This is a genomic window from uncultured Rossellomorea sp. (assembly GCF_947488365.1).
Classification (GTDB): Bacteria; Bacillota; Bacilli; order Bacillales; family Bacillaceae_B; genus Rossellomorea.
Window position 1 is genome coordinate 585,427 of record NZ_CANKZT010000001.1, and the last position, 23,229, is coordinate 608,655.

Below are 23,229 nucleotides of genomic sequence, written 5' to 3' on the forward strand. Positions count from 1 at the left end.
GTTTATTGATGAACCAAGTAGAGCCAATGAAAAAGTGAGCCGACAATTTTCCCAAATACAATCGCCATAATGAGAATGACGATTTGACCTTCAATCCCAATCCGCTTTGCGAGGATCGGGAACACATTCAATACCTCTGTTAATGCAGCCGCCAACAGCCCGATGAACACTCCGCTCGCTAAACCGATGGGCATAAGAACGAATGGGGAAAAGTGCAGCGTATAATTATTTAAGCTGACAAATCCTCCTGCCAGTGCACCTGTAATGACGGCCAGTTCATAGTGGTGAATCATTTTCATTGTTTTTGTTAACTGAGTTAACCTTGGGATGATTCCTAATACGGTTAGAAAAGCTACGAACCCGGAACCGACTGCCAGTCCACCAGCAAAACCAATAAATACTGTAATCAATACGCTAATGGTCATCTAATTTTTTCTGACTTTCTTTATTTTCATGCATGATGACATATTGATCTAAATCCTGCTGGTAATTAAACATTTCAACTTCTAGTGGACTCGGCTCTTCATTAAGTCTTTTTCGAAACACATGGTTGAAAAATAAGATCATCCCAAGGCCTAAACCGAATGAATAGGGAACTTGAAATAATAATGGATGCGGATCCTCATCCCCAGTTACAAAATGATACAGCCTCTGATGAACCTCCCTCATACTTACATCTTCATGAAAATTCATAATTGCCAGGGCTGCACCGATGAATAATAGTAACCAAACGCCAATGAAGAGCGGAAGAGAGATTTTCTTTTTCTCATAGATCACTTCAATAATACTTTGTGTGGGTCCAATCGTTTGAATATCAAGATCTGAGAAGTCCTTGCATATTTCTCTTATCACCCTCATCACATCGACCACAATGATATTCTTATCAGATGCCGTCACTTGATGGATCGGGATTTGCTTTAATTCTTCTAGAATATTTTCAGGTGCTATGATTTGAGCAAGCTGTCCAAGCTTGACTGTACTCTCTTCCCTTACCTGCACTCGATGACGTAAGCGTATATACAAAATACCTTCCATGCAGTTCACTTCCTGAAAACATGATTTTCTCTTCGTACCAATAGTATGGATTAACGGAAATAATTTATGTAATGGCTGCAAGTGGCCAGTTGAGATGCATGGAGGAGGAAGTGAGAAACAGTATAGATTTTGTAGGTTCGGAGCTTTTGAAAATGGCAACAATTTCAAAGGGAGATTGTGGGGTCAATATATACTCAAATGTTGTATTCACTTCACAAATTAAAAATAACCTTGTCGTTTCAACATGATTCTTTGAAACAACAAGGTTATTTTGCCTAAGATTCTGTATGCATATGATCTTTCATTGTTTGTAATATCTTCTTCTCCAGTCTCGATACCTGGACCTGGGATATACCCAGTCGATCTGCTACTTCCGATTGGGTTTGGTCTTTGTAATACCTTAAATACACAATCAGCCGTTCCCGATCATCCAGTTCCCTTATGGCTTCTTTTAAGGCGATTTTGTCAAACCATTTATTATCGCTATTATCCGCAATCTGATCCAAAAGGGTAATGGGATCTCCATCATTTTCATAAACGGTTTCATGAATCGAAGAAGGGGCCCTGCTTGCTTCCTGAGCCATGATCACCTCTTCAACCGAATACTCCAAATGTTCGGCAAGCTCACTCACCGTCGGAACCCTCCCAAATTTCTTGGAAAGTTCATCCTTGGCTTTACGAATCTTGTTTCCCATCTCCTTCAGAGAACGACTTACCTTTACAGTTCCGTCATCCCGGATGAACCGCTGGATTTCCCCGATGATCATCGGTACAGCATAAGTTGAAAACTTGACGTCGTAGCTTAAATCAAACTTATCCACTGATTTCAGCAACCCGATACTGCCTATTTGAAAGAGATCATCAGGTTCATATCCCCGATTGAGGAAGCGCTGGACGACAGACCAAACCAAGCGCATATTCTTTTGGACAATTAAGTCCCTGGCACTTTGGTCACCGTCCTGACTCTGCTTTATGAGCTCTTTCACCTCATGATCCTTCAAGAAGGTCTGTTCCTTTTCATTTTTAACTTCGACATCCATGGGCACGACTCCTTAATTGCATAGCGCTTTACTATTGGTCAAGTGCTTCTTTAGTCTTACCGTGGTGCCTGTACCTGGGTGTGATGACACTTCTATTTCATCCATGAAATTCTCCATAATGGTAAAGCCCATGCCAGAACGCTCAAGCTCTGGCTTGGACGTGAACAATGGTTGACGGGCTTCCTCTACGTCACCAATCCCGATTCCCTCATCGCGAATGGTCATATCTATGAAGCCATCCTCTTCCATAATGACAGAAATATAAACGGTACCATTTGGTCTGTTTTCATATCCGTGGATGATGGCATTTGTCACGGCCTCCGATACGACTGTCTTAATTTCAGTCAATTCATCCATAGTCGGATCTAACTGTGCAATAAACGAAGCAACGGTAACTCTGGCAAAGGACTCATTTTGGCTTAAAGAACTGAATTGTATGTTCATTTCATTTCTCATGTTATGCGACCCCCAATCTTTGTAATGCGTTTTCTTCAGACGGCTCAAGACGGATAATCTTAAACAACCCTGACATTTCAAATAATCGGTTTACAGAAGGGGAAATCGCACACACAACCATCTCTCCGTGCTTTTGTTTGATCTGCTTGTATCGGCCTAAAATCACACCTAAACCTGAACTATCCATAAAGCTTAATTCCTCTAAATTCAAAATGATATGCTTCACATTCTCACTTTCAATCAGATTCGAAGCTTTTTCCCTAAGCTCATCAGCAGTATGATGATCCAACTCACCACTTAAACGGACACACAAAACATCTTTTTTGACTTCTAAGTTAATAGCAAGACTCACTATCAGAAAGCCTCCTTCTCTGTCGTATAGTGAGTCATTTCGCTATTCTTTTAATAAATTCCTTCTCCATGACAAAACTAGAAGGAATTCGTCATAATTAGAGGTTATTTTTATCAGGAGTCGTGGATTTACTTTCCGACTTTAGTGAAAAGTCCAAAGGATTTTTTGTATAACTCCCACCAGCTTGCATCTTTCACACTTTTCTTTGCAACGAGAGTGCTTTCCAATACTTTTTCCCCTTTGTTCATGATGACAAGGGTCCCGACTTTATCTCCTTTTTTGATAGGGGCCTTAAGGTCTTTAGAAAGTGTTATCTTCTGTTCCACTTTATCCAGTTTTTCACCTTTTTGGGTTAACAGGGAGATCGGCTCTTCCGTCACTGCATCCACTCTGTTTTGTTTCCCTTTCGATACTTTCACTTGTGCCAGGGAGTCCCCCTTTTTGAAGAGAGGTTTGGTTGAATACTGATTGAAGGCATAATCCAGCATTTTACTTACCTCGTTGTTTCGCTCTTTAGGAGTCGGTGCTCCGAACACAACAGCAATGACTCTCATATTATCTTTCTTTGCCGTTGCCGTTAAACAGTATTTCGCTTCATTTGTGAATCCCGTTTTCAGCCCGTCTACTCCGTCATAAAAACGAACCAATTTATTCGTATTCACCAACCAGAATTTTTTATCCGTATCTTCACGCAAGTACGATTCATAGCTGCCTGTAAACTTGGTGATTCCTTCATATTTTAGAAGTTCTTTGGCCATCATGGACATGTCATGTGCCGAACTATAATGATCTTTGGACGGTAAGCCTGTCGGGTTTTTGAAATGAGTGTCTTTTAACCCAAGCTCTTGTAACTTTTTGTTCATCTTCTCGACAAAGGCTTCTTCACTTCCTGAAATATGCTCGGCCATGGCTACTGATGCATCATTGGCAGATCCAATCGCAATTCCCTTAAGCATTTCTTCAACAGACATGCTCTCACCGGGCTCCAGGAAGATTTGTGATCCACCCATCGAAGCGGCATATTCACTTGCACGAACCTGGTCTTCCCACTTTATTTGACCTTTTTCAAGGGCTTCCATGATCAACATCATTGTCATAATCTTGGTCATGGATGCTGGTGCCAGCTTTTCATGACTATTCTTCTCATATAGCACCGTTCCAGTATCCCGCTCAATCAAAATAGCTGATTTCGCTACTTCAGCTAATTCCGATTTCTTCTCCTGGGCAAACCCCATTGAAGGAAATAAAAAAGCTGCTAAAACAAATGTCACTACTATATACGCAAAACGTTTCATCCAACTGTCCTCCAATCAAATCTCGTTTTTAATCAATACTCATAGACCCATTTTTTCCAACTGCATCATTTTTATACAAACATTGGTAAAAAAGTGGGGTTGGTTCATGGATGATAGGTTGTAAGTGGTTGAAAGATGGCTAAATTCAAAGGGGGATTCTTCAAATAAAGGATGAAACATCAAGATCACTGAGATGCAGCATTTTTGTCTGGTGAAATCAGCTCTTTTGAGTTCGAGAGAGTGCTATTGAAAGTTCGATGCGTCATTTTCACGAATAATTGCGTCAAAATTCGATTTATTGCGTCTGTTTGGGGTGGAATTGCGTCAATCTGGACGTTAATTGCGTCAATTCCAACGTTAATTGCGTCTTCCACACTTGCAATTGCTGATTTGTCCATAATACGGTATTCGCATTTCCTTACAAATTCATAAAAAAAAGCCCCTGCCAAAGAGAAATAATCCTCTTGGCAAAGGCCTCGATCAAAATTAAAAATCAACCCGTGATTTCTGTATGAATCAACGTAGGTGCTTTCACATTTTCAGATGTAACTTTTATGCTTTCATATAATTTGTCTTTTACATTTTCAATGTTCTCTTCATTGCTGTAGATGGTCACAAGGGAATCTCCCGCTTTGACCGAATCGCCAATTTTCTTGCGAAGTTCAAGACCAACCGCTAAATCGATAACAGAATCTTTCGTCGCACGGCCAGCCCCTAACCACATAGCAGCCGTTCCTACTGCATCTGCAACAATTTCAGATACATAGCCATCTTCTTTCGCTTCAAGCTCAATCTTGTACTGAGCTTGTGGAAGCTTTGAAGGATCATCCACAACGGATGGATCTCCACCTTGTGATTCAAGGAATACTTTGAAATTCTCAAGAGCTGATCCATTTTCAATTGCTTTCTGCAATAGCTCTCTCGCTTCTTCCAATGTTGATGCTTTTTCAGCCAGGTATACCATATGACTTCCAAGCGTTAAGCATAACTCTGTTAAGTCTTCTGGACCTTCACCTTTTAACGTATCGATCGCTTCTTTTACTTCAAGTGCGTTTCCGATCGCGAAGCCCAGTGGCTGACTCATATCCGAAATGACCGCCATTGTTTTTCTGCCGACGTTGTTTCCGATATTCACCATTGCTTTGGCAAGGTCTTTTGAATCGTCCAGTGTTTTCATGAAAGCTCCGGCACCCGTTTTTACGTCAAGTACGATAGCATCCGCACCAGCAGCTATTTTTTTACTCATGATGGAACTTGCGATGAGAGGAATGCTATTGACCGTTGCCGTCACATCACGTAGTGAATAAAGCTTTTTATCAGCCGGTGTCAAATTACCACTTTGTCCGATAACGGCTAACTTATTCTTGTTCACTAATCGGATAAATTCATCGTTTTCAATTTCCACATGGAAGCCTTCGACGGATTCAAGCTTATCGATTGTTCCTCCAGTGTGTCCAAGACCTCTTCCACTCATCTTCGCTACTGGTACGCCAACGGAAGCAACCAGTGGTCCGAGAACGAGGGTGGTTGTATCACCCACACCGCCTGTGGAGTGTTTATCTACTTTAATTCCTTCAATCGCCGACAGATCGATTTGATCTCCTGATTCGACCATTGCCATTGTCAGGTCGGCTCTTTCTCTATCGCTCATATCTTTAAAGAAGATGGCCATTGTCAGGGCACTTACCTGATAATCAGGGATGCTTCCATCTGTATATCCTTCAACGATAAATTTAATTTCTTCTGTAGAAAGTTCTTTACCTTCACGCTTCTTCTCTATTAAGTCAACCATTCTCATTGTATTCACCCGCTCTTATAGTATTAGCCAAAGGGGCCTCCCCTTTAGTTAGTTATCATTTTGAACCTTCCATCGCTTAGATAGACGTCACAATTTCTTTCACATATGCTAAGAAGTTTGCACGTACCATTTCAGTTGTCTCCATCACCTCATCATGTGAAAGAGGTTGATCAAGGATACCTGCAGCCATATTTGAAATGCAAGATATACCGAGAACTTTGATTCCTCCATGACGAGCGACAATCACCTCAGGTACAGTCGACATTCCAACCGCGTCTCCACCAAGCGTACGAGCAAGGCGAACTTCAGCAGGCGTTTCGTATGTAGGGCCTGTATTCCCCACGTAGACACCTTCCTGAACTTCAATAGAAAGCTTCTCCGCGATTTCTTTCGCTTTTTGACGCAGTACTTTACAATAGGCTTCTGACATATCCGGGAATCTTGGTCCTAAGCGTGAATCGTTTGCCCCAATTAGTGGATTGCCACCCATATTATTAATATGATCAGAAATCAGCATCAAATCTCCTGCCTTAAAGCTTTCATTTACTCCGCCGGCAGCATTTGTCACGATCAAAACTTCGACGCCCAGTTCTTTCATAACGCGGACGGGGAATGTGACTTTATCGAATCCATACCCTTCATAATAATGAAAGCGCCCTTGCATGGCGACAACTTCTTTTCCTGCCAGTTGACCAAAAACAAGCTGGCCGGCATGACCTGCCACTGTAGAAACAGGAAAGTCAGGGATTTCTTTGTACGGTATTTTTACTGAGTTTTGGATTTCATCGGCTAAGACGCCTAATCCCGATCCCAGGATGAGTCCAATTTTCGGTTGCCCAGTGTATTGATTTTTTAAGTGATTTGCTGCATTTTGGATGTTTTCGTAATTCATGTTCATTACTCCTTTTATTATCATTCAAAGTAAAGAGGAGGAATTGGGCTGATGTTCCTGCACCTCCATCCCTCTCCCTTTCACTATTTTTTCACTCGGAATATTTATTTCAATTGTGATAAGAAGCTTCGACCAAACTTAGGCAGGGTCACATTAAAGTTGTCTGCCACGGTAGCGCCAATGTCTGCGAATGTTTCAGAGATAGGTAGCTCTTTCCCTCCGTCAAAGCGTTTTGAATAAACGAGAAGTGGAACGTATTCTCTCGTGTGGTCTGTTCCTGGAGCCGTTGGATCGTTCCCGTGATCGGCTGTAATGATAAGAAGATCGTCTTCTGTCATTTTCTCGAATACTTCAGGCAGGCGGGCATCAAATTCCTCTAACGCTTTTCCATATCCTACTGGATCACGACGATGTCCGTATAAAGCATCGAAATCGACAAGATTCAGGAAGCTTAAGCCTGTGAAGTCTTGGTCGAAAGATTTAATGAGTCCGTCCATTCCGTGCATATTATGCTTCGTACGAATAGATTCGGTCACTCCTTCGCCATTGAAAATATCTGATATTTTACCAATGGCGACCACGTCAAACCCGGAATCCTTCAGTTCATTCATTACGGTACGGTTAAAAGGTTTCAATGCGTAGTCGTGACGATTGGATGTACGTTTGAACTCGCCTGGTTCACCTACGAATGGACGAGCGATTACACGACCTACAAGGTATTCCTCTTCTTTCGTGATTTCACGGGCGATTTCGCAAATTTTATACTGCTCTTCAATCGGAATGATCTCTTCATGAGCTGCAATTTGAAGGACAGGGTCAGCGGAAGTGTAGACAATAAGAGCTCCAGTTTCCATGTGCTCTTTTCCTAATTCTTCAATAATCTCAGTTCCACTTGCAGGCTTATTTCCAATGATCGTTCTGCCTGTCTCTGCTTCAAGCTTTTGAATCAATTTTTCCGGGAACCCATCTGGATACGTTTTGAACGGTTTATCAATATTTAGACCCATTATCTCCCAGTGCCCAGTCATCGTGTCTTTTCCGACAGAAGCTTCCTGCATTTTCGTGAAGTATGCTAACGGCTTGTCAGCTTTTTCAATTCCCTTCACTTCTTTTATATTGGAAAGCCCTAGTTTTCCCATATTGGGCATGTTCAGTCCATTCATATGTTCAGCAATATGTCCAATCGTATCCGTTCCTTTATCATTGAATAATTCAGCATCAGGCGCTTCACCAATTCCTACTGAATCCATGACGATTAAATGAACTCTTTTGTATGTATAGTTACTCATTCAAGTAAACCTCCTATATGTGTTCCTTATTTAAAAAAGCGGTTACATTTTTGATCTATAATCGTATCTTACCCTTATCTGCATTATAGCAATCGACAGGATTTAACGTCAGAAGTCTGACATCTATATTCTACTTTTCCCTTTCCAAAAAAACAAGAGAGATCCCTTAAAGAATTCTATTTTCTTTAAGATCTCTCTCTTCATCATTTAAGCTCGAGGATGGAATTGTGAGTATACATCCTTTAAGCGTGTTTTCGTTACATGTGTATAGATTTGTGTGGTGGAAATGTCTGCATGACCGAGCATTTCTTGAACTGCCCTTAGGTCTGCCCCATTCTCCAATAAATGGGTCGCGAATGAGTGCCTGAGTGTATGAGGAGTCAGATCCTTTTCAATATTGGCTTTTTTCGCAAGAGCTTTTAAGTTCTTCCAGAAACCTTGTCTTGTCAGGCCTTTACCATGATGATTCAAAAACAGGTGATCATCGCGGTGCTTCTTGCTTCTTAATTTCAACCGGGCATCTTCCAGGTACTTCTCAAGAACATTCATTGCCGTCTGTCCGATGGGGATAATCCGCTCTTTGTTCCCTTTCCCGATACATCGTACAAATCCCATGGTCAAATGGACGTCATCCAATTTTAGTTGAATGAGTTCACTTACCCTGATACCAGTCGCATAAAGGATTTCAAGCATTGCTTTATCTCTCATCCCAAGTGGTGTAGATTCCTCAGGGGCTTCGAGTAAAGCTTCCACTTCGACGATGCTTAATATCTTTGGAAGCGTCCGCTCTGTTTTCGGTGTCTCGATATGCACAGTCGGATCTTGTTCCGTCGCTTTCTCTCTTAACAAAAATTGATGGAAGGATCGGATTGATGCAACATGACGTGCAACTGTCTTTGAAGATTTCCCCTGACTCTTTAAGTGGCCTAGAAATTGGACTATGTTCATTCTCGAAACGGCGTTCAGTTCCGATATTTCTTCCACCTTCGCTAAGTATAGTGCATAATTCTTTAAGTCACGCTGGTACGACTCTATCGTATTTTTGGCCAGTCCTTTTTCTACTATTAAAAAGTGCATGAAATCTTGAATATGGTCTTCCACACTACATTACTCCCCGTTCATATAAAAAAATAATAGCCGATCATACCAATGGCTTTCTTCATCCGTCACAGAAGAATACACCTTGACTGCTGCTCCCTCTGGTTCATCATATCTGTGATAGCCTTCGTATTCTTCACTGATCCACATAATACCATAGTAAAACAAAATCGTTGATCCGGTAAACAAAATAAACACTTTAATGGTCTGCCATACCATTTGAATTCCTTTTATCATCCTGTCGTCCTCCATATACATCGGTACTAACTCCTATTAATACAAGCTATGACGTTTTTAAACTGTTTTATACCTTATGGAGTTATAAACTGTAAAAAATTCTGTTCGAGTATGTAAAAAAGCCTTAAAGAGTATGTATGGGATGTTTCAAAAGAGAAACAACGACAGGAGTCTTTAAGGCTTTCAGGCATCATATTATTCTTCTGGGTCCTCTTCTTTATCCTGGCATCTCGAACAAATGCCATGAAAGGTAAGGCGGTGATCTTTTATTTTAAACTTCCAATCTCGTTCAACAATCGTTTCCACGTCTTCTAAGAGATCTTCTTGAATTTCATCGACCGCTCCGCATTCAATGCATACTAAATGATGATGAAAGTGGGCTGCCCCTTCTTGTCTGAGATCATAACGGGATACACCATCGCCAAAATTGATTTTATCCACAATTTTCAGTTCAGATAGCAATTCCAACGTACGATATACGGTTGCCAGTCCAATTTCCGGAGATTTTTCCTTAACGAGGAGGTATACATCTTCGGCGCTTAGGTGATCTTCTTCATGTTCTAATAACACGCGTACCGTTGCTTCGCGCTGTGGCGTAAGCTTGTAGCTGGCAGAATGAAGTTGTTTTTTTATTCGTTCAATACGGCTTTCCATGGTCCTCTCCTCCCTCGTCAATGTCTTTACTATTATATCAAAAAGGGAGGAATAAGCAAAATAAAATTATTATAATTAAACAAATAAAACGATTCTTATATAAGAATCGTTTTATTTTATTTTCGAAATAACCGCTTCCATTAAATTCGGGGAAAGATAAGCCTCAATACTGGCTGCAATTGTGACAATTCCGATTGCTACCACTAAGAAAATCACGTATCTGGATAAAAACGGAATCATTTGAAACTGCATGGATGAAGTCTGCCTCATGAAAATCTTTCGAATCAACGTTAGGGAGAAACTTGCGCTGATCGCTCCGATGAAAATAAACGCCGGAATAATGATGATATTTTGCGGTAAGACGCTTACAAAGGATAATAAAAATCCGCTCCACCCCATTTGATTCACCAAAAAACCTACCGAAAATCCGACCACTACACCCTTCATAAATAATAGAACGAAGATGAGGGGGAGTCCAATAATAGAGATTCCCAGTAACCACATCAACCCAAGGTACTTTACATTATGAAGGAAACTCTGACGGAACAGTTCTTCTGCTGATGTCATACTCCCATCTTCCATTTCACTAAAGAACTTACTTAAATAGAAATAGAGGTCTTCCTTTTGGGCAAAAGACAATGAATTAACCACGATTGCTCCAAAAATAATCCCCATTAAAAACAACGTAATGATAAATAAATAGATTGAGGAATGTGCTTGTACATGTTGGACGAGTGGATTTGAATTTGATATTTTTTTGCGCATCACAGTGCTCCTCCTAGATATCGATTACTAATCTATATGTGGGGAGGGACACGTTTATTCTCCTCTCTTCTATTCTATTGAACTTCCATGGAGATAAACGTATAATCATAGAAACCTTATTATGGAAGTGGAGGGACATATTTTGGACAAAACAAGTTTAATCGAGTTTCCTGATAGGATTGAAACACCCCGCCTCTACATTAGACCATGCATGCCCGGGGACGGTCCTGACGTCTTTAATGCCATCCAGGAATCCAGAAACGAATTGAAGCAGTGGCTTCCCTTCGCCCGGAAAGCACAAACCCTTGAAGAGGTGGAGGCCGGGGTCCGGGATTCCTATGCAGAATTCATAAAGAAGACCGACATTCGACTACATATTTATCTCAAAGATACTGATGGATTCATCGGGTCTACAGGGTTTCACCGCATCGACTGGGACGTGCCAAAAGTGGAGATCGGATATTGGCTTCACACGAAGCACACAAAAAAAGGGTATATCGTTGAAGCGGTAAACGCGTTGACACATTTCGCCTTAAACGAACTCTCCTGCAAGCGGGTGGAAATTCGCTGCGATGATAGAAATGCAGGTTCCAAAAGAGTACCTGAAAAACTGGGATTTACGCTAGAAGGCATTATTCGTCATGATCATCTTGATGAAAATGGGACAGACGCACGTGATACATGTGTTTATTCTCTGATTCCAGCAGACCTCAATTAAGATTTGATATTCTTGGAGATTGATTGGGTTACAAAGCTTATGAATTCATGAACATTCCACTACTGAATAACGAATCGTATGGCAGTTCAGTCATTATTAGTCCATTTAGAGAGTGAAATATGATCTCAGAACTGGGGATTGACGCTTCGAAAACTGGAAGTGATGGCCGATTGCGCCAATTTGCTATTTATTGCGTCGAAATCCGGGGTAATTGCGTCACAATCAGTCGTAATTGCGTCAATTTTTCATTATATGCGTATTTTACCAGAATTTATCAAAAAATAAGGAAGCTGGCCTCCTTCTCCTTAGGAGTCCAGCTTCCTTCACCTTAACTCTTATTTTGCAGTTGCAGATATTGAACGGCATAAGCCGTTTTTGCATCGTAAATCCGCTGTTCTTTTATAAGCTGCGCCGCTTCCTCGACTGTTACTTCAATCAACTCTACAAATTCATCTTCATCCGTTTCTTTCGATTCCTGAATGGGATAAAGGTCGTGAGCGATATACAAGTGAACCAGCTCATCTGCAAATCCTGGAGACGTGTAAAACGAAATCAAATGCTCCAGGTTCCCACATCCGTAGCCCGTTTCCTCTTCCAATTCACGAAGGGCTGTTTTACCGGGCTCTTCCCCGGGCTCTAGCTTCCCTGCAGGAATTTCGATGATGGATTTCTCCAACGCTTTGCGATATTGCTCTACCATGACAAGCTTCCCCTCTGGTGTTAACGCAATAACAGCAACAGCCCCAGGATGCTTAATCAGTTCTCTCTTGGAAGTCTTTCCATTGGGAAGCTCTACTTCATCCACCTGAAGATCAATGATTTTCCCTTGATAGATGGTTTCCGTTTTAATCGTCTTTTCTTCAAATTTTTTCATCCGCTCAACTCTCCTTGTTCTGTCGTTGACCTTGTCCTCATACATTTTACCATATCCCATTCGAGGATCGAGGTGAAACCCCTTGAAGGTGATTGCTGAAAAAGACCGGATCATCCTGGTAGGTAAAGCATGGGAAATCAGGGAGAAGCTGAAGCAATATAATCAAACCTACTCCACGGTGAAGGAATGGATCGAAGCCAATCGTTGAAACCAGCCGTATCTTTTGTTTATTCGTCCCCACTTTCGTTAATATAATAGAGAGTGCTAATGTCGAAAGGACGGATACAATGGAAAAAAGACAAATAGGAAACTCCGATTTATTTGTATCAAAGATGGGACTCGGTTGTATGTCACTTGGAACCGAAGAGACAGCTGCCAAGGAAATTGTACAACACGCTTTAGAGAATGGGATCAATTATCTTGATACCGCTGATTTATATGACTTTGGTCAAAATGAAGAAATTGTGGGTAAAGCCATCCACGGGGTCCGAGACGACATTATTCTTGCCACAAAGGTAGGAAATCGCTGGGATGACGTGGAAGATGGCTGGCGCTGGGATCCTTCCAAATCCTATATCAAGTCTGCCGTCAAGGATAGCTTATCCCGCCTGAAAGTGGACTATATCGATCTTTATCAGCTTCATGGCGGGACCATTGAAGATCATTTTGATGAAACGATCGAAGCATTTGAAGAATTAAAGAGTGATGGTTTGATCCGCCATTATGGAATCTCCTCCATCCGCCCGAATGTCATTAAGCGATTCCTGAAGAGTTCTTCCATAGAGAGCGTGATGATGCAGTACAGCTTACTGGATCGCCGGCCGGAAGAATGGATGGACCTATTGAATGAGAATAAGGTGAATATCGTGGTTCGGGGGCCTTTGGCAAAAGGACTTCTTTCTGAGAAAATGCTTTCCAAAGCTTCTTCGAAAATGAAAGAGAGTGGGTATCTGGACTATTCTTATCAAGAGCTTCAAGAAACGATCGAATCCATTCATAGCAAAATGGGAGACCAGCGCAAAATGAATGAGCTTGCCCTCCAATATATTCTTTCCCACCAATCGGTTGCAGCCGTGGTTCCGGGAGCCAGTTCTGTTCAGCAGCTTCAGGAGAATATTGATGCTGTCAATGCGAGCCCTCTATCTACTGAGGCGCTGGAAATGCTTAAACACTTAACTAAATTATCACGGTATGAGCAACATAGGGATTGAGTGAACAAAAAAATAAGCGGGTCAGGGTTCTTAATTCCCTTCCCGCTTATTTTTTTTATACCAATTTACCGCCATTTTTTCCAAGTCCTTCACAAATTGATCTTTCCCTTGAATGTAGCCTTCCATATCATGTGGGAATTTTTTTGCAAGCCTTGATTTTAGTTCACCATATTGTCGGGCTTCCGTTTCGTGTTCTCTTAAATAATCACGAAACGCTAAGTGTCTGATCACATGATCGATTCCATAAGGGAAAATATGAAGATGTACGGCTCTCTCATTCCCTTCTCCCTTATAAAAGTAGCGACGGTTCGGGATACCATTCTCCCCTTTTCCCACAAAATCCAGTTGGCTGAATTCTTCTTTCCTGTCATCAATGCTCTCAAGGTCAGGGACTTCTATTAGGATATCGATAATCGGTTTAGCCGCTAAGCCAGGCACCGACGTCGAGCCGATATGATGGATGGTTGAATCCGGGAGAATCTTTTCCAGTGATCGCTTTTCTGTTTCGAATTTTTCTTTCCAGTCTGATTGATGAGGTACTACTTTTACATCCCTCATCAATCCTTGTAACTCTTCCAATCCATGCTGCTTTCATTCAGCAGCTCTTCAAAGCTCTTATTCTTTTCCCGCTGCTTTTTCTCTTCTATTTTTTTAAGACGCTCTTCTTCCTTTTTCACAGATTCTACTTTTTCAAGCTCTTTCTTCTTCTGCTTTAATTGTTCGAATAGATCCTGGTTGATCGAATTCTTTAAGGTCATTTCTGCTTCCTGTTTCTTTTTCTTGGACATGTACTGATTCCCCCTATCTGTCATAGTTATAAATCTTTTTATGATTTTAGTCAAAAGTCAGGCTCAAAAAAAGCCGGTCAAAAGGGGTACTCGCCCCTTCTAACCAGCTCTGTCTACTCAATAGGCTTCCAATTTCACATCTTCCCCTACGATCAATGTCGCATCAGTTGATGATTGGATATCTTCCACGGAGAAGCCGTTCGCTACTTCACGAAGCAGTAACCCTTCATCCGTGACATCCATCACAGCGCGATCCGTGATGATGCGGTGCACGACGCCTTTTCCTGTCAGAGGCAAGGTGCATTCTTTCAGGATTTTGCTCTCTCCTGCTTTATTGACATGCTCCATGATGACGATGATGCGCTGGGCTCCGTGAACGAGATCCATCGCTCCGCCCATTCCTTTGATCATCTTCCCTGGGATCATCCAGTTGGCAAGGTCCCCGTTTTCGGCAACTTCCATTCCACCGAGGATGGCGATATTGATATGCCCTCCGCGAATCATTCCGAATGACTCCGAACTATCAAAATATGAGGAGCCTGGAATCGCCGTAACGGTCTCTTTTCCTGCATTGATGAGGTCAGCGTCGACTTCATCTTCAACTGGATAAGGTCCGATTCCAAGTAATCCATTTTCAGATTGAAGAACAACCTGTTTGTTTTCTGTAATGTAGTTGGCTACCAGTGTAGGCATCCCGATTCCTAAGTTGACATAGAAACCATCTTCAATTTCCTTTTCCGCTCTTCTTGCTATTCTTTCACGCATTTTGGCACGATCCATCCCGTTCCACTCTCCCTTCTATGATTGTTTCACTGTTCTTCTTTCAATGCGTTTTTCCTGCTCTGCTTGAATCAGTCGCTGCACGTATATGCTTGGTGTATGCACTTCATTCGGGTTGATTTCCCCAATTTCAACAAGCTCTTCTACTTCAGCAATCGTCACTTTCCCAGCAGCCGCAATCATCGGGTTAAAGTTTTGCGCCGTTTTGTTGTAGATCAGATTTCCCATCTTGTCGGCCTTCCACGCACGAACCAGGGAAAAGTCTGCAGTATAAGCTTCTTCCAGCAAATATTCTTTTCCATTAAACGTGCGTGTTTCTTTCCCTTCGGCTACCGGTGTTCCGACTCCTGCCGGCGTGTAGAATGCAGGAATTCCTGCTCCCCCGGCACGGATCTTCTCAGCAAGCGTACCTTGAGGAACCAATTCAACCTCCAGCTCACCAGATAGAACCTGCCTTTCAAATTCTTTGTTTTCCCCTACATAAGAACCAATCATTTTATCAATCTGCTTATTTTTGAGCAGTAAGCCGAGACCCCAGTCATCTACACCGCAGTTATTTGAAATGACGGTAAGATTTTTAACACCTTTTTCTACAAGGGCCAGAATGAGTTTTTCAGGGATTCCGCATAAACCGAATCCTCCAACCATTAAAGTGGCTCCATCATGGATGTCTGCCACCGCTTCGTCATATGAAGTGTATACCTCTTTCATTGTATTCCCTCCTCGAATCTAGTTTTCGCGGTCTTTATTTATTTGTGGAGCTCAACGACAGTCGCAACGCCCTGTCCACCACCGATGCAAAGTGTAGCCAAACCGTTCTGAACGTCTCTCTTCTTCATCTCATGAATCAGTGTAACTAGGATACGCGTTCCACTTGCTCCAATCGGGTGACCCAATGCAATGGCTCCCCCATTCACATTCAGGGCATCCTTCTTAAATTGAAGTTCTTTATCTACTGCTAATGATTGGGCAGCAAATGCTTCATTTGCTTCAATCAAGTCCATATCTTCAATTGTCAGCTTTGTTTTTTCCAACACTTTTTTCACTGCTGCAACAGGTCCGATTCCCATGACGCTCGGATCTACACCTGCATTGGCATTCCCTTTAATCGTCACTAGAGGGGTAATGCCCATTTCGTCGGCTTTCTTCTTCGACATGACGACCACTGCAGCGGCTCCATCATTGATACCTGATGCATTACCTGCTGTCACGCTGCCATCTTTTTTGAAGGCTGACCGTAGACCGGATAACTTCTCGGCAGTCGACCCTTTACGGGGGAATTCATCCTGTTTGAATACAATAGGGTCTCCTTTTCGCTGCGGGATAGAAACGGGGACGATTTCATCTTCAAAACGGCCGGATTCAATCGCAGAAGCTGCCTTTTGCTGGCTCCAGGCCGCAAATTCGTCCTGTTCTTCACGTGTAAGGGAGTAGCGGTCACAAAGATTCTCTGCCGTTACACCCATATGATAATCATTAAAGGCACACCATAAGCCGTCGGAAATCATGCTGTCGACTACTTTCTGGTCTCCCATTTTGTATCCTTCTCTTGCTCCTTTTAGTAAATATGGAGCTTGACTCATATTTTCCATTCCACCTGCAACAATAATATCCGCATCTCCTGCAAGGATTGCCTGGGTTGCCAGGTGAACCGTTTTTAATCCTGATCCACACACTTTGTTAATGGTCATAGCAGGTACTTGCTCAGGCAGTCCCGCTTTAATGGATGCTTGGCGAGCCGGATTTTGACCTAACCCTGCCTGCAATACATTCCCCATGATCACTTCATCTACATCACTTGCATTCAGTCCAGCCTTCTCTAAGGCATCTTTAATCACAATAGCTCCAAGTTCCGGAGCTGAAATACCTTTTAAAGATCCGTTAAAGCTTCCGATGGCTGTTCGGACAGCACTCACAATGACGACTTCATTCGACATCTTTCTTCCTCCCTTTCTCTTCTGACTGATTAGTCTGCATGTTACTTACCTTTAAAAACAGTTCCACTTTAACTCATTCTATGTAAGCGGTTAAATCCCTCTAAATTCGTCAAAAAATTTTTATATTGATTTATCTGTCGAAATTTTCTTAAAATGAAAGAGGGAGGGAAATTATGAATTTACCTAAAAATGCAACGATTATTGAAGTTGGCCCTAGAGATGGGTTGCAAAATGAGAAGAACTTTGTTCCGACTGATGTAAAGAAGGATTTTATTTTCCGACTGAAGCAATCAGGAATCAAGGAAATGGAGCTGACTTCGTTCGTTTCTCCAAAATGGGTTCCGCAAATGCAGGATGCCAGTGAAATCGTCGACTCCTGCATGACAATCGATTCCAGGGATTTTGTCCTTGCTCCTAATCAAAGAGGGATTGAACGAGTCTATGAAACAGGCTGCCGATCCGTGGCAGTATTCGTAGGCGTGAGTAACACCTTTAATCAGAAAAACATTAACAAGACAACGAATGAAGCCCTTGTAGGACTGGCTCCTCTTATATCAGAGCTAAAAGAGCGGGGCTACTTCGTAAGAGCCTGTATCTCTACCGCTTTCTACTGTCCATATGAAGGAAAAATCTTACCGGAGGACACCCTCTCTCTATGTAAGAAATTTGTTTCTTTAGGGGTGGACGAATTAAGCGTCGCTGATACGATTGGTCGGGCTAACCCTTTAGAAGCCCATGAACTGTTTGCTTTGCTGAAGCAGGAATTGCCTCATACGTTACTTACTGCACATTTTCATGATACACGGAAGATGGCCCTGGCTAATATCTTTGCCGCATTACAAGCGGGAGTTGACCGCTTTGACACTTCCGCCGGCGGACTTGGGGGCTGTCCTTTTGCTCCTGGTGCAACTGGGAATGTAGCGACTGAGGATGTTGTGTATATGTTAGAAGAAATGGGAATCTCCACAGGAATTGATTTAGGGAAGCTGGCTCTTGCCATCCAGCTGGTGAAGCCCCATGTGAGCCGCCCCATTGAAAGCGGTTACTACCGTCTGCATGAATTGAATCAATCATGAATACCACCTTTCTCCTTCGAGCATTCTAAAGTAGATAATACTTGAAGGAGATGAGTTCATGAGTCAAAAACGCGATAAAGGCTTCAGCCAAAAGGGCAAACCTAACTCAGATACGGTTTCTAACCCGATGGCTAAGGAAGAACTTGAAAAAGCCATTCATCCTACTAAAGGTCAAAATGCTAAATCGTAAGTAGCCATTCATGAAAGTGTCTCTTCTTAAGGGACACTTTTTCTTTGTATTCCCCTGTTCAAAAATTCCTCTTTTTTCCTCCTTTTGCTACAATATGAGTATGAATGATTTTGCTTGAGGTGATGAAGATGAGAAAGAAACTTGCCATCCTTGGCGGTACCCTTTCGTCCATAGGGCTGCTTGGGATTTACATTACGAATCGTTTTATGTACTTACCGAAAAAGGGAGATGACTTTATCCGGTCTCGTGAAACAGGATCGACCAGGCTGATAGAAGAGGATTATGCCTCACTTCCTAAAGAAGAGGTGCTGATCCCTTCACAATACGGATATGACATTAAAGCGATTTTTGTGAAGCCTCACCCCCATAAAAAATTCATGATCTTTTCCCATGGGGTTACAGAAAACAAGTGGAATTCGATCAAGTATATGAACCTTTTCATCAAACAAGGATTCAATGCTGTGATTTATGACCATCGCCGGCATGGGGAGTCCGGCGGGAAGACGACAAGTTACGGATATTTTGAAAAATATGATTTAAAGGCTGTTGTGGATGAGTTGATCCGACGGGAAGGCGAGGACGTTTTCTTCGGAATCCACGGGGAGTCCATGGGTGCAGCTACTCTGCTTTTATATGCAGGCAGTGTGGAAGATCGGGCAGATTTTTATATTGCCGATTGCCCTTTTTCCGACTTTGGTGAACAGCTTGCCTATCGTATGAGCGTAGAAGTGAAGATGCCTGCAAAATTTCTCCTACCCCTCGTTGGCGGCACCCTAAAGCTGCGACAAGGTTACACATTAAAGGATCTATCACCGATATCGGTTGTTCAAAACATCAGAAAACCCGTGTTGTTTCTCCACAGCACAAATGATGACTTTATCCTTCCTCAAATGACAAAGGATTTATTTGAAAAAAAACAGGGACCTAAAGAACTGTTTCTCGATTTTCGGGGCACTCATGCTCAATCGTATAATGACAACCCTGAGGAATATGAACAAGTGATTCAACGGTTTCTTCACCAATTTGTATTAAATGAAAGGGATGATGTCTCTTGATTCCAACTGATTTCAGATCAAAAATGCAAACCATGTATGGCGATTCAGGTGCAGTGTGGATTTCGAACGTGGAAGATCTACTGAAGTCTTTAAAAAATCGGTTCCATTTAACCTTCAGTGAGCCTTTTTCATTAAGCTATAACTTTGTGGTGCCGGTCCAGATCGGGCGTGAACGGGATGCCGTTCTAAAGGTCGGGTATCCGAACAACGATTTTTCCAATGAGTTTCATGCGCTTCAGGATTTCCAAGGGAAGGGCATGGTGGAGGTCATAGATTTTCATAAGGAAGAGGGGTGGATCCTGTTAGATCGCCTCACACCGGGCACTTCCCTTCACTCCGTTGAGGATGAAAAAGAGGTCCTGCATGTATTGTCCCGTGTTGCTCATCGTTTATGGCATAAGCCCGCGATCCTTCACGCATACCCTACCGTTCAATCCTGGTCAAATGGAATTGGGCGGCTGCGTGAAAAATTCAACGGAGGAAGTGGACCCTTACCTGAAGAGCTCGTCTTAAAAGCTGAAAACCTCTTTCCTGAGTTGCTCAGTACTTCCACAGATCTCTTTCTTCTACACGGTGATCTGCATCATGGAAATATTCTCTACTCGGAATCTTCCGGCTGGACGGCCATCGATCCTAAAGGGCTTATCGGCGAGAGAGAATATGACTGCATTCAGTTCATGTTGAATGAATGGAAGAAATGGGATGTGCCATTAGAACTGCTTCAATACAGGACCCGGACAATCGCTTCCCTTCTTTCCCTCTCTTATGAACGGTTGATTCAATACGGGTTTTGTCACTCGGTCCTATCTGCGTGCTGGTCTGTAGAGGATGCGATGGGTGGGTGGACGACTGGGCTTTCATTGGCCCGAATGTTTGAGGAGTTGATGAAGGAGAATGAGCTGACCCTTAAATTCTCCTAAGAGTCAGCTTCGTTTCTATTTATTCCCCTGGAAACAATAGAAAGTTCATTCTCCCATTAATGATCTGCCCAGGGCTTTTTAATTGAAATGTGTTACTTTGTGAAGAAAAATCAATTTTCAGTTTTTCATCGAGGAAAACCATCTTTGATCTTTCTACGAGGATCGGATAGCTGTTCGTTTCTATCTTTATATCTTCACCTTCAACAGGGTGATGGACAAACCATAAGGTAGGAATACCGCTTACAACACAGCCGCAACCTTCTGTATCGTATTTCAATTTCAGGTGACCATTTTGGGTCCCTATTCTATCTTGAATCTTTTGGGTTGCTTCGTTCGTTAGTTCGATTTTCATTCGACGACCTCCTCTATCCCTTATCCTATCACATTTCATTTGTTTCCTTTAGAATATTGCATTTTTCCTGTTTTCAATTTACTATCGATAAGGGGGATTCTTTTGTATTTTCTAGAAAGGGTGGTTTTTCATGGCAAAAGCTCAAATTAAAGTGAATGATAATGGTTCTTTTCGTGTAAGCGGTGACGTGGAGCTAATTGACGCTGACGGAAATGTATTTCCAACGAAACAAGTGTTTACCCTTTGCCGTTGTGGCTTATCTACAAACATGCCGTTTTGTGACGCATCTCATAAAGGAAAATTCGAATCATGTGTGCGGGCAGAAAAAGTATTGGACGAAGAGTAAATGGAATGAAAAGAGAGACTTCACCCTTGTGAAGTCTCTCTTTTCATGGGGCTGTCAATCGAAAAAGCGAATGTCCACAACGCTTGCAAGTGGAATATAGTGTACGTCTTCGAACCTGTCTACGACGTGCAGCTTCCCTTCCAGTGAGTCGACGTGGTGAACGGTTCCAATCGATAATTGATGACGGTGCTTTACATAGTGAGTAATCGACACCAATTTGCCAAACTCCATCGCCTCTGACACGACTTCATTCATCCTGACCAGTTCCTGCTCGTCAAGTTCGATCCTCTTCTCGTGCGTATCTTCCTTTGCCCAATCCCTTAGGAGCTTCACATGCTCCGGCAGCATCATAGATGTCCATTTGATTCTTCCTCGATCGCGGATCAACTCTCTCACCTCCTATATTTATTACGATTTATGTCCACCCACCAGGCGGGCACGATGCCTTGCTGTTCCTGCTTCTGTATAGGATACGGCCCGGAGAAGGGCTGCCGATCCATATTTATTTCGGATGCGGTCCACTACATACCCTAGCTCCCGCTTCTCCCATCGATTCGGCTCGAACAAAGAAATCTGCAAGGCTCCATCATCTACAATATTTGAAAGAGCGATGTTGATTTTCCGTACAGTTTTCCCGTTGTAATTCTCTTCGAATAACTCCAGGCATACACGATATAAATCCATGGTGATATTGGTCGGCTCCTCGATGGTCCGCGACCGGTGAAACCCTCCACCAAATTCTTCGTGACTGTAACCGACGCCAAAGCTTATTGTTCTCCCCGACTTGCGATGGGTGCGGGCGCGTCTGGCGACTTCTTCACACATTTCTAAAATGACACGTTTGATTTCCTCTTTCTCCTTATAATCGCGAAGCAGGATCTGCCCCTTGCCAAAGCTGATTTGACCATCCATGATCGGAGCTCCTATTTCAGATAAATCAACTCCCCATGCGTGGTAATAGAGTTGATTTCCCATAACGCCGAACTTGGCCTCCAGCTTCTCCAGGTCATACTGCGCCAATTGGCCAATAGAGAAAATCCCCATGCGATTGAGCGTCTTTTCGAGGCGCCCGCCAATCCCCCACATTTCACGTAAAGGCGATAGCGGCCACAGCTTTTCCGGAACGTCTTCATAGGTCCATTCGGCAATACCCTCTTTTTTTGCTTCAAGATCCAGGCACAACTTAGACAACAGCATATTGGGACCGATTCCTATGGCGCACGGCAGCTGAAACTCCCTTTCCATATCATCTCTGATTTTACGTGCAACAGTCGTGGCATCTCCCCAGAGATTCGTCGCTCCATCAATCTTGATAAAGCTTTCGTCCACGCTATACGTATGAATGGCATCTTTCGGTACGTAGCGGTGGAATAACCGGGTCAATTCAGTCGATATCCTGACATACGTCGCCATTTTCGGCTCTACAAGCCGGATGCGCGGATCCTTTGGGATTTCAAACATCCGCGAGCCCGTTTTGATCCCAAAGTCCTTCTTCAACCTGGGTGATGCCGCTAACACAATACTTCCTTGGCGGTCCCTATCCCCTACTACAGCCAAATGGCATTCAAGGGGATCAAGACCCAGCATGACAGCCGAACAGCTAGCATAAAAGCTCTTCATATCGATGCACAGAATCTTGTGGTGTGGCAGCACACTGTAATCGACAGTCATATCCTCGTCCTCCATTTTACCTAAAATAGAACAAACGTTCTCATATAGTATATCTATGATTCTAACCGAATATACGTTCCCTTTCAACTTAAATAAATGGAAATGGAGAGAATAACAAGAAAAGCGGAGGCGGCTTGAGCAGGACCGACAAGCATAAGGCGAACATACCGGAAAGGCGCTCTTTGCCTTTTTGGTATGTTTGACTTATGACCTCGAGCCTCTAAGCCCTGCAGCTGGATCAAGAAAAGCGGAAGGGCTTTGCCTAGAGGCGACAAGCATAAGGCGAACATACCGGAAAGGCGCTTTTTGCCTTTTTGGTATGTTTGACTTATGACCTCGAGCCTCTAAGCCCTGCAGCTGGATCAAGAAAAGCGGAAGGGGCTCGCCCTGGGGCGACAAG

30 protein-coding genes are annotated in these 23,229 nt (G+C 42.8%); 8 read left to right on the forward strand and 22 right to left on the reverse strand.

Features of this window, described 5'->3' with window-relative positions:
* Positions 1-2: 2 nt before the first annotated feature.
* The 13 genes from Q1B03_RS03190 to spoIIM all read right to left on the reverse strand — a co-directional run bounded on the left by Q1B03_RS03190 (position 3) and on the right by spoIIM (position 10,911).
* The gene (locus Q1B03_RS03190; protein WP_299738113.1) at positions 3-425 is read right to left on the reverse strand and encodes a stage V sporulation protein AB; all 423 of its coding nucleotides are present in this window, start codon (positions 423-425) and stop codon (positions 3-5) included.
* A complete protein-coding gene (locus Q1B03_RS03195; RefSeq protein WP_299738115.1) occupies positions 415-1,035 on the reverse strand; it encodes a stage V sporulation protein AA in 621 nt (206 codons plus the stop codon). The genes Q1B03_RS03190 and Q1B03_RS03195 overlap by 11 nt, the downstream gene beginning before the upstream one ends.
* 275 nt (positions 1,036-1,310) lie before the next feature.
* Positions 1,311-2,075: an RNA polymerase sporulation sigma factor SigF gene (gene sigF / locus Q1B03_RS03200; RefSeq protein WP_299738117.1), complete on the reverse strand. Its 765-nt coding sequence runs from the start codon at positions 2,073-2,075 to the stop codon at positions 1,311-1,313.
* A 12-nt stretch (positions 2,076-2,087) separates the two neighbouring features.
* The gene (gene spoIIAB, locus Q1B03_RS03205) at positions 2,088-2,531 is read right to left on the reverse strand and encodes an anti-sigma F factor (protein WP_044340117.1); all 444 of its coding nucleotides are present in this window, start codon (positions 2,529-2,531) and stop codon (positions 2,088-2,090) included.
* Between the two features lies 1 nt (position 2,532).
* Entirely contained in the window at positions 2,533-2,883 is a 351-nt protein-coding gene (gene spoIIAA, locus Q1B03_RS03210; RefSeq protein WP_044340116.1) for an anti-sigma F factor antagonist, read from the reverse strand.
* Positions 2,884-3,011: 128 nt separating this feature from the next.
* On the reverse strand, positions 3,012-4,178 hold the full coding sequence (locus tag Q1B03_RS03215; RefSeq protein ID WP_299738125.1) for a D-alanyl-D-alanine carboxypeptidase family protein: 1,167 nt from the start codon (positions 4,176-4,178) through the stop codon (positions 3,012-3,014).
* A 493-nt stretch (positions 4,179-4,671) separates the two neighbouring features.
* Complete coding sequence (locus Q1B03_RS03220) at positions 4,672-5,976, reverse strand: pyrimidine-nucleoside phosphorylase (RefSeq protein ID WP_299738127.1); 1,305 nt, start codon at positions 5,974-5,976, stop codon at positions 4,672-4,674.
* Between the two features lie 76 nt (positions 5,977-6,052).
* Positions 6,053-6,868: a purine-nucleoside phosphorylase gene (locus tag Q1B03_RS03225; protein ID WP_299738129.1), complete on the reverse strand. Its 816-nt coding sequence runs from the start codon at positions 6,866-6,868 to the stop codon at positions 6,053-6,055.
* Between the two features lie 104 nt (positions 6,869-6,972).
* Entirely contained in the window at positions 6,973-8,157 is a 1,185-nt protein-coding gene (deoB, locus tag Q1B03_RS03230; RefSeq protein WP_299738131.1) for a phosphopentomutase, read from the reverse strand.
* A 207-nt stretch (positions 8,158-8,364) separates the two neighbouring features.
* Positions 8,365-9,258, reverse strand: a complete 894-nt coding sequence (gene xerD, locus Q1B03_RS03235; protein ID WP_299738133.1) for a site-specific tyrosine recombinase XerD — start codon at positions 9,256-9,258, stop codon at positions 8,365-8,367.
* A 6-nt stretch (positions 9,259-9,264) separates the two neighbouring features.
* On the reverse strand, positions 9,265-9,492 hold the full coding sequence (locus Q1B03_RS03240; protein WP_113967599.1) for a YqzK family protein: 228 nt from the start codon (positions 9,490-9,492) through the stop codon (positions 9,265-9,267).
* 195 nt (positions 9,493-9,687) lie between these two features.
* A complete protein-coding gene (locus Q1B03_RS03245) occupies positions 9,688-10,146 on the reverse strand; it encodes a Fur family transcriptional regulator (protein ID WP_044340109.1) in 459 nt (152 codons plus the stop codon).
* Between the two features lie 111 nt (positions 10,147-10,257).
* Positions 10,258-10,911: a stage II sporulation protein M gene (gene spoIIM / locus Q1B03_RS03250; protein ID WP_113967595.1), complete on the reverse strand. Its 654-nt coding sequence runs from the start codon at positions 10,909-10,911 to the stop codon at positions 10,258-10,260.
* Positions 10,912-11,053: 142 nt separating this feature from the next.
* On the opposite strand from spoIIM, the gene Q1B03_RS03255 reads away from it, so the two are divergent.
* Positions 11,054-11,629 (forward strand): GNAT family N-acetyltransferase, encoded by a 576-nt coding sequence (locus Q1B03_RS03255; RefSeq protein WP_299738144.1) that lies wholly within the window; start codon positions 11,054-11,056, stop codon positions 11,627-11,629.
* Positions 11,630-11,957: 328 nt separating this feature from the next.
* Here the strand turns inward: Q1B03_RS03255 and Q1B03_RS03260 are convergent, their stop codons facing one another.
* Positions 11,958-12,503 carry an NUDIX hydrolase gene (locus Q1B03_RS03260; protein ID WP_299738146.1) on the reverse strand — a complete coding sequence of 182 codons (546 nt, stop codon included), beginning with the start codon at positions 12,501-12,503 and terminating at the stop codon, positions 11,958-11,960.
* An 82-nt stretch (positions 12,504-12,585) separates the two neighbouring features.
* On the opposite strand from Q1B03_RS03260, the gene mciZ reads away from it, so the two are divergent.
* Together mciZ and Q1B03_RS03270 are read left to right on the forward strand one after the other, a co-directional pair.
* Positions 12,586-12,711, forward strand: coding sequence for a Z-ring formation inhibitor MciZ (gene mciZ / locus Q1B03_RS03265; RefSeq protein WP_113967592.1), 126 nt, complete (start codon positions 12,586-12,588; stop codon positions 12,709-12,711).
* Between the two features lie 79 nt (positions 12,712-12,790).
* The gene (locus Q1B03_RS03270) at positions 12,791-13,714 is read left to right on the forward strand and encodes an aldo/keto reductase (protein ID WP_299738150.1); all 924 of its coding nucleotides are present in this window, start codon (positions 12,791-12,793) and stop codon (positions 13,712-13,714) included.
* 30 nt (positions 13,715-13,744) lie between these two features.
* Here the strand turns inward: Q1B03_RS03270 and Q1B03_RS03275 are convergent, their stop codons facing one another.
* The 5 genes from Q1B03_RS03275 to Q1B03_RS03295 all read right to left on the reverse strand — a co-directional run bounded on the left by Q1B03_RS03275 (position 13,745) and on the right by Q1B03_RS03295 (position 17,219).
* A complete protein-coding gene (locus tag Q1B03_RS03275) occupies positions 13,745-14,293 on the reverse strand; it encodes a GrpB family protein (RefSeq protein ID WP_299738152.1) in 549 nt (182 codons plus the stop codon).
* A complete protein-coding gene (locus tag Q1B03_RS03280; RefSeq protein WP_149157685.1) occupies positions 14,272-14,502 on the reverse strand; it encodes a YqkE family protein in 231 nt (76 codons plus the stop codon). The genes Q1B03_RS03275 and Q1B03_RS03280 overlap by 22 nt, the downstream gene beginning before the upstream one ends.
* Positions 14,503-14,619: 117 nt before the next feature.
* A complete protein-coding gene (locus Q1B03_RS03285) occupies positions 14,620-15,282 on the reverse strand; it encodes a CoA transferase subunit B (RefSeq protein WP_299738158.1) in 663 nt (220 codons plus the stop codon).
* 18 nt (positions 15,283-15,300) lie between these two features.
* On the reverse strand, positions 15,301-15,993 hold the full coding sequence (locus tag Q1B03_RS03290) for a CoA transferase subunit A (RefSeq protein WP_299738160.1): 693 nt from the start codon (positions 15,991-15,993) through the stop codon (positions 15,301-15,303).
* 38 nt (positions 15,994-16,031) lie between these two features.
* Positions 16,032-17,219 (reverse strand): acetyl-CoA C-acetyltransferase, encoded by a 1,188-nt coding sequence (locus Q1B03_RS03295; protein ID WP_299738162.1) that lies wholly within the window; start codon positions 17,217-17,219, stop codon positions 16,032-16,034.
* A gap of 173 nt (positions 17,220-17,392) precedes the next feature.
* Here Q1B03_RS03295 and Q1B03_RS03300 point away from each other — a divergent pair, with 173 nt between their 5' ends.
* The 4 genes from Q1B03_RS03300 to Q1B03_RS03315 all read left to right on the forward strand — a co-directional run bounded on the left by Q1B03_RS03300 (position 17,393) and on the right by Q1B03_RS03315 (position 20,460).
* Positions 17,393-18,295 (forward strand): hydroxymethylglutaryl-CoA lyase, encoded by a 903-nt coding sequence (locus tag Q1B03_RS03300; RefSeq protein WP_299738164.1) that lies wholly within the window; start codon positions 17,393-17,395, stop codon positions 18,293-18,295.
* A gap of 58 nt (positions 18,296-18,353) precedes the next feature.
* On the forward strand, positions 18,354-18,485 hold the full coding sequence (locus tag Q1B03_RS03305) for a hypothetical protein (protein WP_258549516.1): 132 nt from the start codon (positions 18,354-18,356) through the stop codon (positions 18,483-18,485).
* 128 nt (positions 18,486-18,613) lie between these two features.
* Entirely contained in the window at positions 18,614-19,540 is a 927-nt protein-coding gene (locus Q1B03_RS03310; RefSeq protein WP_299738169.1) for an alpha/beta hydrolase, read from the forward strand.
* Entirely contained in the window at positions 19,537-20,460 is a 924-nt protein-coding gene (locus tag Q1B03_RS03315; protein ID WP_299738171.1) for an aminoglycoside phosphotransferase family protein, read from the forward strand. The genes Q1B03_RS03310 and Q1B03_RS03315 overlap by 4 nt, the downstream gene beginning before the upstream one ends.
* Positions 20,461-20,479: 19 nt before the next feature.
* Here Q1B03_RS03315 and Q1B03_RS03320 read toward each other — a convergent pair whose 3' ends face one another.
* On the reverse strand, positions 20,480-20,812 hold the full coding sequence (locus Q1B03_RS03320; RefSeq protein WP_299738174.1) for an iron-sulfur cluster biosynthesis family protein: 333 nt from the start codon (positions 20,810-20,812) through the stop codon (positions 20,480-20,482).
* A gap of 130 nt (positions 20,813-20,942) precedes the next feature.
* Between Q1B03_RS03320 and Q1B03_RS03325 the strand changes: the two genes are divergently transcribed.
* Positions 20,943-21,158, forward strand: coding sequence for a CDGSH iron-sulfur domain-containing protein (locus Q1B03_RS03325; protein WP_113967576.1), 216 nt, complete (start codon positions 20,943-20,945; stop codon positions 21,156-21,158).
* Between the two features lie 54 nt (positions 21,159-21,212).
* Here the strand turns inward: Q1B03_RS03325 and Q1B03_RS03330 are convergent, their stop codons facing one another.
* Together Q1B03_RS03330 and Q1B03_RS03335 are read right to left on the reverse strand one after the other, a co-directional pair.
* On the reverse strand, positions 21,213-21,545 hold the full coding sequence (locus Q1B03_RS03330) for a YolD-like family protein (RefSeq protein WP_299738181.1): 333 nt from the start codon (positions 21,543-21,545) through the stop codon (positions 21,213-21,215).
* A gap of 21 nt (positions 21,546-21,566) precedes the next feature.
* On the reverse strand, positions 21,567-22,829 hold the full coding sequence (locus Q1B03_RS03335) for a DNA polymerase thumb domain-containing protein (protein ID WP_299738182.1): 1,263 nt from the start codon (positions 22,827-22,829) through the stop codon (positions 21,567-21,569).
* Between the last annotated feature and the right edge of the window lie 400 nt (positions 22,830-23,229).

Bases quoted from the DNA above. Each gene is read 5' to 3' on its own strand.
- Q1B03_RS03310 (WP_299738169.1), top strand. From the start codon at position 18,614: ATGAGAAAGAAACTTGCCATCCTTGGCGGTACCCTTTCGTCCATAGGG.
- Q1B03_RS03285 (WP_299738158.1), bottom strand. From the start codon at position 15,282: ATGGATCGTGCCAAAATGCGTGAAAGAATAGCAAGAAGAGCGGAAAAG.
- Q1B03_RS03290 (WP_299738160.1), bottom strand. From the start codon at position 15,993: ATGAAAGAGGTATACACTTCATATGACGAAGCGGTGGCAGACATCCAT.
- Q1B03_RS03270 (WP_299738150.1), top strand. From the start codon at position 12,791: ATGGAAAAAAGACAAATAGGAAACTCCGATTTATTTGTATCAAAGATG.
- Q1B03_RS03220 (WP_299738127.1), bottom strand. From the start codon at position 5,976: ATGAGAATGGTTGACTTAATAGAGAAGAAGCGTGAAGGTAAAGAACTT.
- Q1B03_RS03305 (WP_258549516.1), top strand. From the start codon at position 18,354: ATGAGTCAAAAACGCGATAAAGGCTTCAGCCAAAAGGGCAAACCTAAC.
- Q1B03_RS03195 (WP_299738115.1), bottom strand. From the start codon at position 1,035: ATGGAAGGTATTTTGTATATACGCTTACGTCATCGAGTGCAGGTAAGG.
- Q1B03_RS03190 (WP_299738113.1), bottom strand. From the start codon at position 425: ATGACCATTAGCGTATTGATTACAGTATTTATTGGTTTTGCTGGTGGA.
- Q1B03_RS03240 (WP_113967599.1), bottom strand. From the start codon at position 9,492: ATGATAAAAGGAATTCAAATGGTATGGCAGACCATTAAAGTGTTTATT.
- Q1B03_RS03300 (WP_299738164.1), top strand. From the start codon at position 17,393: ATGAATTTACCTAAAAATGCAACGATTATTGAAGTTGGCCCTAGAGAT.
- Q1B03_RS03260 (WP_299738146.1), bottom strand. From the start codon at position 12,503: ATGAAAAAATTTGAAGAAAAGACGATTAAAACGGAAACCATCTATCAA.
- Q1B03_RS03245 (WP_044340109.1), bottom strand. From the start codon at position 10,146: ATGGAAAGCCGTATTGAACGAATAAAAAAACAACTTCATTCTGCCAGC.
- deoB (WP_299738131.1), bottom strand. From the start codon at position 8,157: ATGAGTAACTATACATACAAAAGAGTTCATTTAATCGTCATGGATTCA.
- Q1B03_RS03335 (WP_299738182.1), bottom strand. From the start codon at position 22,829: ATGACTGTCGATTACAGTGTGCTGCCACACCACAAGATTCTGTGCATC.
- Q1B03_RS03325 (WP_113967576.1), top strand. From the start codon at position 20,943: ATGGCAAAAGCTCAAATTAAAGTGAATGATAATGGTTCTTTTCGTGTA.
- Q1B03_RS03295 (WP_299738162.1), bottom strand. From the start codon at position 17,219: ATGTCGAATGAAGTCGTCATTGTGAGTGCTGTCCGAACAGCCATCGGA.
- Q1B03_RS03225 (WP_299738129.1), bottom strand. From the start codon at position 6,868: ATGAATTACGAAAACATCCAAAATGCAGCAAATCACTTAAAAAATCAA.
- Q1B03_RS03320 (WP_299738174.1), bottom strand. From the start codon at position 20,812: ATGAAAATCGAACTAACGAACGAAGCAACCCAAAAGATTCAAGATAGA.
- Q1B03_RS03215 (WP_299738125.1), bottom strand. From the start codon at position 4,178: ATGAAACGTTTTGCGTATATAGTAGTGACATTTGTTTTAGCAGCTTTT.
- spoIIAB (WP_044340117.1), bottom strand. From the start codon at position 2,531: ATGAGAAATGAAATGAACATACAATTCAGTTCTTTAAGCCAAAATGAG.
- spoIIM (WP_113967595.1), bottom strand. From the start codon at position 10,911: ATGCGCAAAAAAATATCAAATTCAAATCCACTCGTCCAACATGTACAA.
- Q1B03_RS03280 (WP_149157685.1), bottom strand. From the start codon at position 14,502: ATGTCCAAGAAAAAGAAACAGGAAGCAGAAATGACCTTAAAGAATTCG.
- sigF (WP_299738117.1), bottom strand. From the start codon at position 2,075: ATGGATGTCGAAGTTAAAAATGAAAAGGAACAGACCTTCTTGAAGGAT.